This is a genomic window from Serratia sp. NCCP-200 (genome assembly GCF_059697885.1).
The window spans coordinates 337,228-350,397 of record NZ_BAAKUJ010000005.1 but is presented as its reverse complement, the minus strand read 5'-3'; the positions used below and the strand labels follow the sequence as shown (position 1 = coordinate 350,397).

The following is a 13,170-nucleotide window of genomic DNA, read 5'->3' as shown; positions in this document are numbered from 1 at the left end:
TGTGGCAAAAGCAGTAAAGCGGGCATTTGTCTGTAATGAATGCGGCGCTGATTATCCGCGCTGGCAGGGGCAATGCAGTGCCTGTCAGGCCTGGAACACCATTACAGAAGTGCGCCTGGCTTCAGTCTCCTCTTCCGCTGCTCGTAGCGAGCGTTTAAGCGGCTATGCGGGCGATGCCGGTATCAGCAAGGTGCAGAAGCTTTCGGACATCAGTCTGCAAGAGCTACCGCGTTTCTCTACCGGCTTTCTGGAATTTGACCGCGTACTGGGCGGCGGCGTGGTGCCGGGCAGTGCGATCCTGATCGGCGGTAACCCCGGCGCGGGGAAAAGTACGCTGCTGTTGCAGGTGCTGTGCAAACTCGCCGAGCAGATGAAAACCCTGTACGTCACCGGTGAAGAGTCGCTGCAACAGGTCGCGATGCGTGCCCATCGTCTTGGGTTGCCCACCGGCGGCCTTAACATGCTGTCGGAAACCAGCATCGAGCAGATCTGCCTGATCGCCGAGCAGGAGCAACCACGGCTGATGGTGATCGACTCGATCCAGGTCATGCATATGGCGGATATCCAGTCATCGCCAGGCAGCGTGGCGCAGGTGCGTGAAACGGCGGCCTATCTCACCCGCTTTGCCAAAACTCGTGGCGTGGCGATCGTAATGGTTGGCCACGTGACCAAAGATGGCTCGCTAGCCGGGCCAAAAGTCCTCGAACACTGTATCGACTGTTCGGTGTTGCTGGATGGCGATGCCGATTCCCGTTTCCGTACGCTGCGCAGCCATAAAAACCGTTTTGGTGCGGTCAATGAGCTGGGCGTGTTCGCCATGACCGAGCAGGGGCTGCGTGAGGTGAGTAACCCTTCCGCGATCTTCCTCAGCCGGGGCGATGAAGTGACCTCTGGCAGTTCGGTGATGGTGGTCTGGGAAGGTACCAGGCCACTGCTGGTTGAGATCCAGGCGCTGGTCGATCATTCGATGATGTCAAACCCACGCCGCGTTGCCGTGGGCCTGGAACAGAATCGTTTGGCGATCCTGTTGGCGGTGCTGCATCGCCACGGTGGCTTGCAGATGTCCGACCAAGACGTTTTTGTCAACGTGGTAGGCGGCGTCAAGGTTAGCGAAACCAGTGCCGATCTGGCGTTGCTGCTGGCGCTGGTCTCCAGCCTGCGCGACCGCCCATTGCCTAACGATCTGGTGGTGTTTGGCGAAGTGGGGCTGGCTGGGGAAATCCGCCCGGTGCCAAGCGGCCAGGAGCGTATCTCTGAAGCGGCCAAACACGGTTTCAAGCGGGCGATAGTGCCACATGCCAACGTGCCGAAGAAACCACCGGCCAATATGCAGGTGTTCGGCGTCAAGAAGCTGGCGGATGCGCTGGACGTGCTGGAACAGTTTTATTAATTGCCGCCCGCTGCGCGGAATATGCTATTTTGTTTAGCATAATAAACGGGAGGGTTTATGCGGCAGTTCGATTACCTCAAGGCAGCGATTAAGCAACAGGGATGTACCTTACAGCAGGTAGCTGATGCCAGTAGCATGACTAAAGGCTACCTCAGCCAGCTGTTGAATGACAAAATCAAAAGCCCGAGCGCGCAGAAGCTGGAGGCCCTGCACCGTTTCCTGGGGCTGGAGTTCCCGCGCCGGGAGAAGAAAGTCGGCGTGGTGTTTGGTAAATTTTACCCGCTGCATACTGGCCATATCTATCTAATCCAGCGCGCCTGTAGCCAGGTTGACGAGCTGCATGTGATCCTGTGCCACGATGAACCGCGCGATCTGTTGCTGTTCGAGAACAGCTCCATGTCACAGCAGCCGACGGTTAGCGATCGTCTGCGCTGGCTGTTGCAGACCTTTAAATACCAGAAAAATATCCATATTCATTCTTTCGACGAAAAGGGCATCGAACCTTACCCGCACGGCTGGGACGTGTGGAGCAACGGCGTGAAGAGCTTTATGGAGCAAAAGGGCATCGTCCCGAGCTTTATCTATTCCAGCGAAGAGCTGGATGCCCCTCGTTACCGCGAACATCTGGGGATTGAAACCATCCTGGTGGATCCCGAACGCTCTTTTATGAATATCAGCGGCAGCCAGATCCGTCAGGATCCGTTCCGCTATTGGGACTACATTCCGACCGAAGTGAAGCCGTTCTTTGTGCGCACGGTGGCGATCTTGGGCGGTGAGTCTAGCGGTAAGTCAACGCTGGTCAACAAGCTGGCGAACATCTTCAACACCACCAGCGCCTGGGAATATGGCCGTGACTACGTCTTCTCCCATCTCGGGGGTGACGAGATGGCGTTGCAGTATTCCGACTATGACAAGATCGCGCTTGGGCAGGCCCAGTACGTGGATTTTGCGGTGAAATACGCCAATAAAGTGGCGTTTATCGACACCGACTTTGTCACCACGCAGGCGTTCTGTAAAAAGTATGAAGGGCGGGAGCATCCGTTCGTTCAGGCGTTGATCGACGAATACCGTTTCGATCTGGTGATCCTGCTGGAGAACAATACCCCTTGGGTGGCCGACGGCTTGCGCAGCCTGGGTAGCCCGGTCGATCGCAAGGCGTTTCAATATTTGTTGGAAGAGATGCTGCACGCCAATAACATCGAATATGCTCACGTAGAGTCGAGCGATTACGAGGAGCGCTTCTTGCGCTGTGTCGAGCTGGTGCAGCAACTACTGGCGGCGGACGCGAGCCGCTTGGTAAAGTTTTAGGCGGGTAAATGCCGGTGTAGTAGCGATGTAGTGCCCCTCACCCTAACCCTCTCCCACAGGGAGAGGGGACCGATCGAGTGTGTTTGAAAATGTAGTGACTCACCTTGGATGAGGGCACCGATCGAGTGTGTTTGAAATTGTCGTGACTCACCTTGGATGAGGGAACCGATCGAGTGTGTTTGAAATTGTAGTGACTCACCTTGGATGAGGGTACCGATCGAGTGTGTTTGAAATTGTCGTGACTCACCTTGGATGAGGGCACCGATCGAATGTGTTTGAAATTGTAGTGACTCACCTTGGATGAGGGTACCGATCGAGTGTGTTTGAAATTGTAGTGACTCACCTTGGATGAGGGTACCGATCGAGTGTGTTTGAAATTGTAGTGACTCACCTTGGATGAGGGCACCGATCGAGTGTGTTTGAAATTGTCGTGACTCACCTTGGATGAGGGTACCGATCGAGTGTGTTTGAAATTGTAGTGACTCACCTAGGGTGAGGGCACCGATCGAGTGTGTTTGAAATTGTCGTGGCTCACCTTTGATGGGGAGGCGATCGAGTTTGCCAAGATGTTCTCTTCACTTCCAAACGAGCAGAGGCTATCAGCTCCCTCTCCCTGTGGGAGAGGGTTGGGGTGAGGGGTACATCGCTAAATATCATGTATATAGCAATTTATTAATACCTGATAAATCGACTTTTTCACTAACTTAGTAAGTTATCACCAGCTTACCCTGCATATGCCCATCCAACAGCTTGGCGTGTGCGGCGGTCAACGTATCCACCGTCAGCCCCTGCAGCGTTTCGCTCAGCGTGGTGGTCAATTTACCCTCATCGAGCAATTGCGCCACCTGCTTGAGGATCTCTCCCTGCTGGGCAATATCCGGCGTGGTGAACATGCTGCGTGTGAACATGAATTCCCAATGCAGCGCCGCGCTTTTCAGCTTCAACGCATTTTGATCCAGCGGTTGGCTGTTCTCAACGATGGTGCAGATATGGCCGAGTGGGGCGATCAAATCGCTGATGGCTTGCCAGTGGCCGTCGGTATCGTTCAGGCACAGGATATAATCCACGCTCTCAATCCCTTCCTTAGCCAGGTTGCCTTTCAGATCGCGGTAATCCACCACCAGTTCAGCACCCCGTTCGCGGCACCAGGCGGCCGATTCCGGGCGAGAGGCCGTAGCGATGACTTTCACCTTGCTACGCAGTGCCGCCAGGGGGATCGCCAGCGAGCCGACGCCACCGGCTCCGCCGATGATCAACAGCGTTTTACCGGCACCCGCATGCTGAATATTCAGGTGTTCAAACAGGGCTTCCCACGCGGTGAGCGCGGTCAACGGCATCGCTGCGGCTTGCGCCCAGTCCAGGCTGGCCGGTTTATGTGCCACGATACGTGAGTCAATCAGCTGATGGGTGCTGTTGCTGCCTGGACGGGTAATATCCCCGGCATACCACACCTCATCGCCGGGTTTGAACCCGCTGACGCTGCTGCCCACTTCGAGCACCACGCCGCTGGCATCCCAGCCGAGAATGCGTGGCTGCTGCAAACCATTTTTTTGCAAGCCAGCATGAACCTTGGTATCGACTGGGTTGACGGAAACGGCTTTCACTTCCACTAGCAGATCGTATTGACCCGGTGCGGGTTTTTCTGGGGCGATCTCGATAAAACCGGCTGGATTTTTCGGATCGACGGCAATGGCTTTGATTAACATAATTGTGCTCCTTCGCATGAATAGTCCCAGTGTAGCCCCTGAGCAGTAGAGTGATAAGATGGACAATAACTAACTAAGTGTTCGTTTGAGGTGAACAATCATGTTCAAGCAGTTGCAGGATATGGCGTTGTTTGCGCTGGTGGCAGAATGCGGCAGTTTTACGTCGGCAGCCAAACGGGCCGGACTGCCTAAATCCAGCGTAAGCCAGCGTGTCAGCCAGTTGGAACAAAAGCTCGGTCTGCGCTTGCTCAACCGTACCACCCGGCAATTAAATTTGACCTTTGCCGGTGAGCGCTATCTTGAACATTGCCAGGAGATGCTCTCTGCTGCCGAACGGGCCGATCTGGCCTTGCAGCGCTTACGCGATAACCCCAGTGGCCGTCTACGCATCTCCACACCAGCCGGGCTGGGGGCGACGTTGCTTCCGCGTCTGGCGGCAGATTTTCAGCGCCAATATCCGGATGTCTCGTTGGAAGTGTCAGTGTCGGATGCCATGGTGGATATGGTGCAGGAGGGCTTTGATGCGGCATTGCGTACCGGCAGGCCGCAGGATTCCTCGTTGATTGGCCGCCGTCTGGGGCATGCTCCCCGTTATTTGTTGGCTGCACCGGAGTATCTGGCCCAACACCCGCCATTGCTGCATCCGCAGCAGTTGCAGCAGCATCTTTGCATCGCTCACCGCGCCTGGCCCGCCTGGATATTGCGCCGGGGTGAGGAGTACTACCGTTGGCAATTGCCGCTGCGGCATACCACCGATAATCTGTTATATGCGCGCGAATGTGCCATTTTGGGGGCGGGCATTACTCTGTTGCCCGCGTTTCTCAGCCGCGAAGTAGTCGCGCAAAAGCAGTTGGTGGAAGTGTTGCCGCAGTGGCAGGCCGAAGGCAATGAACTGTATCTGGTTTACCCGAGCCGTAAGCTTAATTCCCCGGCGCTAGCCTGTTTTATCGATGTCGTGATCCAGCATCCGGTCTTTGTGGATTATGCGCAGGCGCTGGATTGGGGATAACAAAAAGCCCGCAAAATGCGGGCTTGAGAGCATAGATAGCCAACCGGATGTTACTTGGTGACTTTCTTGTACTTGATACGGCGAGGTTCCAGTGCATCGGCACCCAGAGTACGTTTTTTGTACTCTTCGTATTCGGTAAAGTTGCCTTCGAAGAACTCTACCTTGCCTTCATCCTGATAGTCCAGAATGTGGGTGGCAATACGGTCGAGGAACCAACGGTCGTGCGAGATCACCATCGCACAGCCCGGGAACTCCAGCAGGGCGTTTTCTAGCGCGCGCAGGGTTTCGATATCCAGGTCGTTGGTGGGTTCGTCGAGCAGCAGTACGTTGCCGCCAACCTGCAACAGCTTGGCCAGATGCAGACGGCCACGCTCACCACCGGACAGTTCGCCCACGCGTTTGCCCTGATCGACGCCCTTGAAGTTAAAGCGTCCAACGTAGGCACGGCTTGGCATTTCGGTGTTGCCCACGCGCATAATGTCCTGGCCGCCAGAAACTTCTTCCCATACGGTTTTGGAGTTATCCATGCTGTCGCGGAACTGATCGACCGAGGCCAGCTTGACGGTATCGCCCAGCACGATGCTGCCGGAATCAGGTTGTTCCTGGCCGGACATCATACGGAACAGCGTGGATTTACCCGCGCCGTTCGGGCCGATGATGCCAACGATGGCACCCTTAGGTACCGCGAAGGTGAGATCTTCGATCAGCAGGCGGTCGCCGTAGGATTTACGCAGATTGTTAACTTCAACCACTTTATCGCCCAGGCGGGTGCCAGGTGGGATAAACAGTTCGTTGGTTTCGTTACGTTTCTGGTATTCGGTGCTGTTAAGCTCTTCAAAGCGTGCCAGACGGGCTTTGCCCTTAGACTGACGGCCTTTGGCACCTTGACGCACCCACTCCAGCTCTTTCTCGATCGACTTGCGGCGAGCGGCTTCGGTTGAGGCTTCTTGCGCCAGACGAGCGTCTTTCTGCTCCAGCCAGGAAGAGTAGTTACCTTCCCACGGAATACCTTCGCCACGGTCCAGCTCCAGGATCCAGCCAGCCACGTTATCGAGGAAGTAACGGTCGTGGGTGATCGCCACTACGGTGCCTTCGAAGTCGTGCAGGAAGCGTTCCAGCCAGGCCACGGATTCGGCATCCAGGTGGTTGGTCGGTTCGTCCAGCAGCAGCATGTCTGGCTTTTCCAGCAGCAGGCGGCACAGCGCTACGCGGCGGCGTTCACCACCGGAAAGATTGGCGATTTTTGCGTCCCACTCCGGCAGGCGCAATGCATCAGCGGCGCGCTCCAGCTGGGTGTTGAGGTTGTGACCATCGTGAGCCTGAATGATCTCTTCCAGGCGGCCCTGCTCAGCGGCCAGCTTGTCGAAGTCGGCCCCTTCTTCAGCGTACAGTGCGTACACTTCATCAAGGCGCTTGAGGGCACCGACCACTTCTGCCATCGCTTCTTCAACCGACTCGCGGACGCTGTGCTCCATATTGAGCTGCGGTTCCTGCGGTAGATAGCCGATCTTGATGCCCGGCTGCGGGCGAGCTTCCCCTTCGATATCGGTATCGATGCCGGCCATAATGCGCAGCAGGGTAGACTTACCGGAACCGTTCAGGCCCAGTACGCCAATTTTGGCCCCAGGGAAGAAACTCAGGGAAATGTTTTTCAGAATATGACGCTTCGGCGGAACCACTTTGCCGACGCGGTGCATGGTATAGACGTATTGAGCCACGTTGCTCCGAGCCTCTCTATCAGTTTTTATAGGATGTCTGGCGGCCTGAGTGTAGCCCGTTTCAGCACCGGTTCCCAGATCCCCTATGACGATCGCCAAGTATAACCGCTAATGCTCACCATTAGGTGAACTTTGCTGTTTCTTAAGGGGTGACGACGATCGCCACGCGACGGTTTTCAGCGCGCCCGCTGGAGGTGGCGTTACTGGCTACCGGTTGGCGTTTACCCATCCCGCGGGTTTCTATATTGGCACGCGGAATGCCGATACCGGCCAGCACGTCGGCCACTGCGTTGGCGCGGCGCAGGGAAAGTTGATCGTTGTAGCTGTCTTCACCGTAGTTATCGGTGTGGCCGTCCAGGCGGAATTGCACGATGTCTACGCTCTTCAGCGCCTTGCCCATCTTTTCGACGATCTCGGTACTTTGCGGGCTCAATTTACCGACGTTGTTACCGAACAGCACCTTGTCGGAAAAGCCAAACTCCCAACCGTTATCGGTCAGTTTGAACCCTTGCGCCTGGAGTAAGGCGATCTGTTCCGCCGTCAGCCCCTGTGGTTTGCTCTGGCAGCCTGCCAGCGTGAGCAAGGTGATAAACACTAATGCCAGGAGGGAAAAAGACCGTTTAAAATTTTGCTGTAACATTGATTTTTCTCTTTTTGGTTGTTTGAGACCCGGTGCTGGCGCTATTTGCGCATCGCTAACCGCCAGCCTCCATGGGACAGGTGTTTTGCCCGGTACATTGCGTCATCCGCTTCGTTGAGCAGTTCCTGAGTGGTAGAGGCATGTTCAGGGTAAAATGCGATGCCGATACTCAGTGCGGCGATCACTCTTTCCTTGTTGGGCAACACAATGGGTTGTTGCATACACTCGATGATGATGTCGGCAATCGGCAGCACATCGTTGGTGTCTTTGAGCGGTGCCAGCAGGATGGCGAATTCATCGCCCCCCATCCGGGCAACCAGATCGTGCTTGCGCAACCTGCTACGCAGGCGCTCTGCGATGGTGATCAAGACGGTATCACCGGCAGCATGGCCATGGTTATCGTTCACCTCCTTGAAACGATTGCCGTCGATAAACAGTACCGCCAGCTTTTCATCGGGTTCGAGCTCTGACAGCGCGCGGCCCAACTGAGCTTCAAAGAAGGCCCGGTTTGGCAACCCGGTCAGGCTGTCGTGGGTGGCTTGGTGGGTTAATGCGTCATTTTCTTGTTGCAGGTGCCGTTGCCAGGCTTCGATTTCATCCAGCAGGCCGTTAAAATCACAGCTCAGTTCGTGCAGTTCGGCAATCGGTGCTGAAGGCACCCGCAGTTCGAAAGTCCGATCGCGGCGTACCGTATGGGCAACATTGGTGATATCGTCCAAGGAGGTCACGATCCCTCTGAGCATTCTGCGGGAAAGTATCAGGGCGCACAATGTACTGAGCATCAGGCAGGCAATCATGCCTACCATGCCGCGCAGCAAGAATTTCAGCAGACTGCTGCCGTTGCCGGTCAGCCAGACCAGGCCTATCTGTTTGCCTTCACGGGCGATGGGCAAAACCACCGCTTCCGGCAAGATCCAGCGGGCCACCATCTGTTCCAACCCATGCAATGGGCTATCCGCTGGGTGGCTCCAACTGGCCAAAGCGACACCCTGCATATTCAGGATTTTAGCCTCTGACACTTCTTCGTTGGAAGCGATCAGCATCAACGCTTCGCGAGCGGCGGGGCGGTCTTCAAACACCACGGCGGCTTCAGCGGTATAACTGATCGAGCGGGCAATCAGATGCAGGTTATGGTTGGCATAGGCTCGCAGGGCAAACAGTGCCAGCAATGTCAGGAAGATCCCTGCGGCACCGACGGCGATCAACGCCAGACTCAGGTTCATCCGTTGCAGCACTTGGCCCAGCGTAGGGCGAGACGTGGTCGAACCTTTATGACCTAACAGTTTCATTGCGGCGGCCCCTTTTTACGCGCCAACTGCAGCACGTTAGGGTGAACACGCACGCCACTGCGCGCCAGTGAGTCCAGATTCACTTTAAAACCCGCCTGATCGTTGCTGATTTGCAAACAAAAGGCACTGCCAACAGCACATTCCATATCCTTTTCGCTGATGCTGAGGATCGAGTGACCCGAAATCCGGTGGAAGAAATCTTGTTTCTGGGCGTCATTAACGTCGCCCAAATACACTACATCGCAGCTAGTTGCCAACTGCGGGTTATCTATCTCGATCCGCAGGGTTTTGATTGGCTGCGGTGCTGTCAGCAACACTGGGTCGAACAGACCTTCGGCATACTGGACAGGCGCAGTCACGCACAAGTGGATCGGATCAGGTTTGGCGGGCCAGCGAGCATAGCTGATAATCCCCACCACCACGGTGGTGACGGTATGAATACGTTTTTGGTAGGGATCTTGTGTATCAGCCCCGGCCAAGTTGGGAAACATCAACATAGCCAGCAGCAGGATCGGTAATATGCGACGCGATCGGACCGGGTTGCTACATAAACCCTGTGCCCTGGCAGCCAACCTTCTGGCCTTTATCGACATCTTCATTTGCCATTCCTGCCTACGGCCGGCTTGGAGGCGCGGCAGTCTGATACTAAATAATTGAGCCTAGTCGAAAAGGGTAAAACTTTGCCACGTACAATCAATCGCACTACCCAAAAAGCATAACCTGACCGTCTTGGGGGCGGATTGTATTATAAGAGCAGTTTGTTGTGCGCTTTATGCTCGGTTTTATGAGATTTTTCCTAGGTATTTTTAACGTTATAAAACGCCCGGCAGGGTTTGCCAGGCGTTTTAGTGAAAGTTGCGTTTCCTTTACGCGCTTATAATAGCGTTTTTCGGCTCGCTTTGATGCGGTTAATCACCCATTTTTCTACTTCTACGATAAGAAATAGCCCAATGGCTATCATCAGCGTCACTCCCCAATAGAACAGCGGTAGTGGCGCGGTGCCAAACAGCGAGTTCATAAACGGCAGATAAATGATGGCCATCTGCAGCAGTAACAGCACGCCACTCACCAACCACAGGCCCTTATTGAGGAACAACTGGCGGTTGAGCGGGAAGCGATCTGCGGTGCGGCAGTTGAACATGTAAACCCACTGCGCGGTGACCAGGGTTTGCAGTAACACGGTGCGGATCAGCTCGCTGCTGTAGCCGCGTGGCGCCATCCAGGCTTCCAGTGCGAAGGCGCTGATGGCGATCAGCACCCCGACGAAGCCGATGCGCCAGATAGCGTGCAGATCCAACACGTTGCTGCCCGGCATCCTTGGTTTACGTTGCATCAGTCCTTTTTCGGCGGGCTCATAGGCCAGGCCAAAGGATAGGGTAGTGGAAGTGGCCATGTTCATCCACAGGATCTGGATGGGCGTCAGCGGCAGCATGGCACCAGCCAGAATGGCGATGATGATCAGCAGGCCCTGTGCCAGGTTGGTCGGCAGCACGAACAGGATGGTTTTCTTCAGGTTGTCGTAAACACGGCGGCCTTCTTTTACCGCGCTGGCGATGGTGGCGAAGTTATCGTCGGTCAGCACCATATCGGCGGCTTCTTTAGTGACCTCGGTGCCTTTGATCCCCATGGCGATACCCACGTCGGCCTGTTTCAGTGCTGGTGCATCGTTGACGCCGTCGCCGGTCATCCCTACCACGCCGCCTTTATCCTGCAACGCTTTAACCAGACGTAGCTTATGTTCCGGGCTGGTACGGGCAAAGATATCGTAGCGCACGGCGGCTTCTGCCAGCGCCTGGTCATCCATATGTTCCAGCTCGGAGCCGGTGATAGAATCCTGGCTGTTGCCAATTCCCAGCATGGCACCGATGGCCATGGCCGTTTTTTGGTGGTCACCGGTAATCATCTTCACGCGGATCCCCGCTTGCTGGCATTCGGCGATGGCAGCAACCGCTTCAGGACGCGGTGGATCCATCACGCCAGCGATGCCGATAAATACCATCTGCTGACGGATATCGCCGTGATCCAACTCCACTTCACCGTCTGGCGTGGTTTTACTGGCGGCGGCCACCATACGTAAACCTTGCTCGGCAAAGCGCGACATCTCCGCTTCCCAGTAGCCGCGGCGGAAGGGCTCAATGCCAGAATCGGTCAGTTCGAATTCGCACAGTGAGAACAACACGTCTGGCGCACCGGTAAGGAACACCTGATTTTTGCCTGCGACCTGGCTACGTACCGCCATATATTTGTAACTGGAGTCGAACGGGATTTTAGCCAGTTGGCGAGCTTCACCGATCTCCAATCCGGCCTTCATCGCCAGCACTTTCAGTGCGCCTTCCGTCGGGCTGCCTGTGATCGCCCAGCGGCCGCTGTCATCCTGCTTGACCTGACTGTCGTTACACAGGGTGATCGCGGTAATGAACTGCGCTAACGGTGGGATATCTTGAACTTGCGCTGGTTTGTTACTGTCGGCAAAGAAAATGCCGCCGACCGGTTCATAGCTTTCCCCTTCCACACGGTAGGCATGGTCAGCCATGATGACGTTTTTTGCCGTCATTTCGTTCATGGTCAGCGTGCCGGTCTTATCCGAGCAGATCACCGTCATCGAGCCCAAGGTTTCTACCGTAGGCAGTTTGCGGATAATCGCGCGGTTACGTGCCATCGACTGCACGCCCAGGGACAGGATAATGGAAATGATGGCAGGCAGACCTTCGGGTACCGAGGCCACCGCCAGGCTGATCAGCGCCACCAGCAGCTCACCGAGCGGCATATCACGCATTGTGAAGGCAAACACGAACAGCAACACCATCATCACCAGGATCAGGATGAAGATGTTTTTGCCCAGGCGATCCATCTGTTGCAGTAACGGGGTGCGCTGGGTCTTAACGGTCGAGATCATCTCGCTGATGTGGCCGAGTTCGGTATAGCCGCCAGTTGCGATAACCACGCCCTTGGCATTCCCGGCGCTGATAGTGGTACCGGAGAACAACAGGTTGGTGCGATCGCCAATCATTACTTCATCAGGAATAGCGTCGGTTTGCTTCGAGACCACGGTAGATTCGCCGGTCAAGATGGCCTCTTCAACCTGAAGGTTGTGAGATTCCAGTAACCGCAGGTCGGCGGGAATTTTATCGCCAGGGCGCAATAACACGATATCCCCCGGGACCAAATCTTCCGCATTCACGGTGTGGTTAATTCCGTCACGTACCACAATAGCCTGGCTGGAAAGCATATTCTTAATGCCTTTCAGCGATTTCTCTGCGCTGTTTTCCTGCACAAATCCGATAAGGGCATTGATCACGGCAACGCAAAGAATAACCACCGTATCGATCCAATGCCCCATAATGCCTTTGAGGAAGGCGGCGGCCAGCAGAATATAAATCAGCACATCGTTAAAGTGGGCAATAAAGCGCATAAAGGCGCTTTTGCCTGCCTGCTCCGGCAGGGCGTTGGGGCCAAACTTCTTCAGCCGTTCGGCGGCTTCCTGCTCGCTCAGGCCTTGTTGCTGGCCGTTTAAATGCTGAAGCGTTTGTTCAATATCGTATTGATACCAGGCTTTTTCCGGCTTGGGCGGCTCTTGGTAATCAGTGGGGGAATGTTTTGGCATGGAGTGCCTCTCCTTAAAGTCGTTCGAATCTAAGTCCCCATCTGTGTCGGCAGCCCTTTTGCCGGGTTGATATTCCATTGTTTTCTGTCACACAGACGTGAATGGTAAAAATTTTCAGTTAGTGGATGGCCAATTATCTGCCGCGTGATAGTAAATAATCGAAAACTTGAGTTTTTGATCTGAGATAATAAAAACAAAGTAATAGGAATTGTTTTGATCCGTATGGAAATGTTTCTCTATTAATGTCTCTGTAATGTCATTTTTTGTATAGGAAAACTCGTGTCTGCATAGAAAACTATAGAACACCGGAGTTATTGTGTGATGAAAAAATTGCCCATAATCCCGTGATTTTTCAAAACGTCGTCTTGTTGTTCTGCTTGGCGCAATCACCAGGCAGGGTGGTTTTCATCCCGGCTGATAAACTTGTTATAAAGTAATGAATGGATACGCGTTTTTGCTGTCTATGATTAATACCTGATGCCAGCCCATGGTGGCGGCACGGTTTT

General features: G+C 54.9%; 9 protein-coding genes. 3 read left to right on the top strand and 6 right to left on the bottom strand.

The window, feature by feature from the left end; genetic code table 11:
- Position 1: 1 nt before the first annotated feature.
- On the top strand, positions 2-1,390 hold the full coding sequence (gene radA, locus AC6HVW_RS18120; protein ID WP_021808023.1) for a DNA repair protein RadA: 1,389 nt from the start codon (positions 2-4) through the stop codon (positions 1,388-1,390).
- A gap of 57 nt (positions 1,391-1,447) precedes the next feature.
- Positions 1,448-2,698, top strand: coding sequence for a multifunctional transcriptional regulator/nicotinamide-nucleotide adenylyltransferase/ribosylnicotinamide kinase NadR (gene nadR / locus AC6HVW_RS18115; RefSeq protein ID WP_037376678.1), 1,251 nt, complete (start codon positions 1,448-1,450; stop codon positions 2,696-2,698).
- Between the two features lie 704 nt (positions 2,699-3,402).
- Here the strand turns inward: nadR and AC6HVW_RS18110 are convergent.
- On the bottom strand, positions 3,403-4,404 hold the full coding sequence (locus AC6HVW_RS18110) for a zinc-binding alcohol dehydrogenase family protein (RefSeq protein WP_071682133.1): 1,002 nt from the start codon (positions 4,402-4,404) through the stop codon (positions 3,403-3,405).
- A gap of 100 nt (positions 4,405-4,504) precedes the next feature.
- Here AC6HVW_RS18110 and AC6HVW_RS18105 point away from each other — a divergent pair, with 100 nt between their 5' ends.
- Positions 4,505-5,413: a LysR family transcriptional regulator gene (locus AC6HVW_RS18105; RefSeq protein ID WP_071682134.1), complete on the top strand. Its 909-nt coding sequence runs from the start codon at positions 4,505-4,507 to the stop codon at positions 5,411-5,413.
- A 50-nt stretch (positions 5,414-5,463) separates the two neighbouring features.
- Here AC6HVW_RS18105 and ettA read toward each other — a convergent pair whose 3' ends face one another.
- The 5 genes from ettA to AC6HVW_RS18080 form a co-directional block, all read right to left on the bottom strand.
- A complete protein-coding gene (ettA, locus tag AC6HVW_RS18100) occupies positions 5,464-7,131 on the bottom strand; it encodes an energy-dependent translational throttle protein EttA (RefSeq protein WP_021179229.1) in 1,668 nt (555 codons plus the stop codon).
- A 142-nt stretch (positions 7,132-7,273) separates the two neighbouring features.
- The gene (yfiB, locus tag AC6HVW_RS18095; RefSeq protein WP_071682135.1) at positions 7,274-7,771 is read right to left on the bottom strand and encodes an outer membrane lipoprotein YfiB; all 498 of its coding nucleotides are present in this window, start codon (positions 7,769-7,771) and stop codon (positions 7,274-7,276) included.
- 41 nt (positions 7,772-7,812) lie between these two features.
- Positions 7,813-9,060: a diguanylate cyclase DgcN/YfiN gene (gene dgcN / locus AC6HVW_RS18090; protein WP_071682136.1), complete on the bottom strand. Its 1,248-nt coding sequence runs from the start codon at positions 9,058-9,060 to the stop codon at positions 7,813-7,815.
- Positions 9,057-9,659 carry a regulatory sequestration protein YfiR gene (gene yfiR, locus AC6HVW_RS18085; RefSeq protein WP_071682137.1) on the bottom strand — a complete coding sequence of 201 codons (603 nt, stop codon included), beginning with the start codon at positions 9,657-9,659 and terminating at the stop codon, positions 9,057-9,059. Before yfiR ends, dgcN begins: the two co-directional genes overlap by 4 nt.
- Positions 9,660-9,934: 275 nt before the next feature.
- Positions 9,935-12,664, bottom strand: a complete 2,730-nt coding sequence (locus tag AC6HVW_RS18080; protein ID WP_071682138.1) for a cation-transporting P-type ATPase — start codon at positions 12,662-12,664, stop codon at positions 9,935-9,937.
- Between the last annotated feature and the right edge of the window lie 506 nt (positions 12,665-13,170).

Excerpts from the sequence above, each read along its gene's own strand:
- dgcN (WP_071682136.1), bottom strand. The coding sequence starts at position 9,060 with ATGAAACTGTTAGGTCATAAAGGTTCGACCACGTCTCGCCCTACGCTG.
- yfiB (WP_071682135.1), bottom strand. The coding sequence starts at position 7,771 with ATGTTACAGCAAAATTTTAAACGGTCTTTTTCCCTCCTGGCATTAGTG.
- AC6HVW_RS18080 (WP_071682138.1), bottom strand. The coding sequence starts at position 12,664 with ATGCCAAAACATTCCCCCACTGATTACCAAGAGCCGCCCAAGCCGGAA.
- AC6HVW_RS18105 (WP_071682134.1), top strand. The coding sequence starts at position 4,505 with ATGTTCAAGCAGTTGCAGGATATGGCGTTGTTTGCGCTGGTGGCAGAA.
- AC6HVW_RS18110 (WP_071682133.1), bottom strand. The coding sequence starts at position 4,404 with ATGTTAATCAAAGCCATTGCCGTCGATCCGAAAAATCCAGCCGGTTTT.
- nadR (WP_037376678.1), top strand. The coding sequence starts at position 1,448 with ATGCGGCAGTTCGATTACCTCAAGGCAGCGATTAAGCAACAGGGATGT.
- yfiR (WP_071682137.1), bottom strand. The coding sequence starts at position 9,659 with ATGAAGATGTCGATAAAGGCCAGAAGGTTGGCTGCCAGGGCACAGGGT.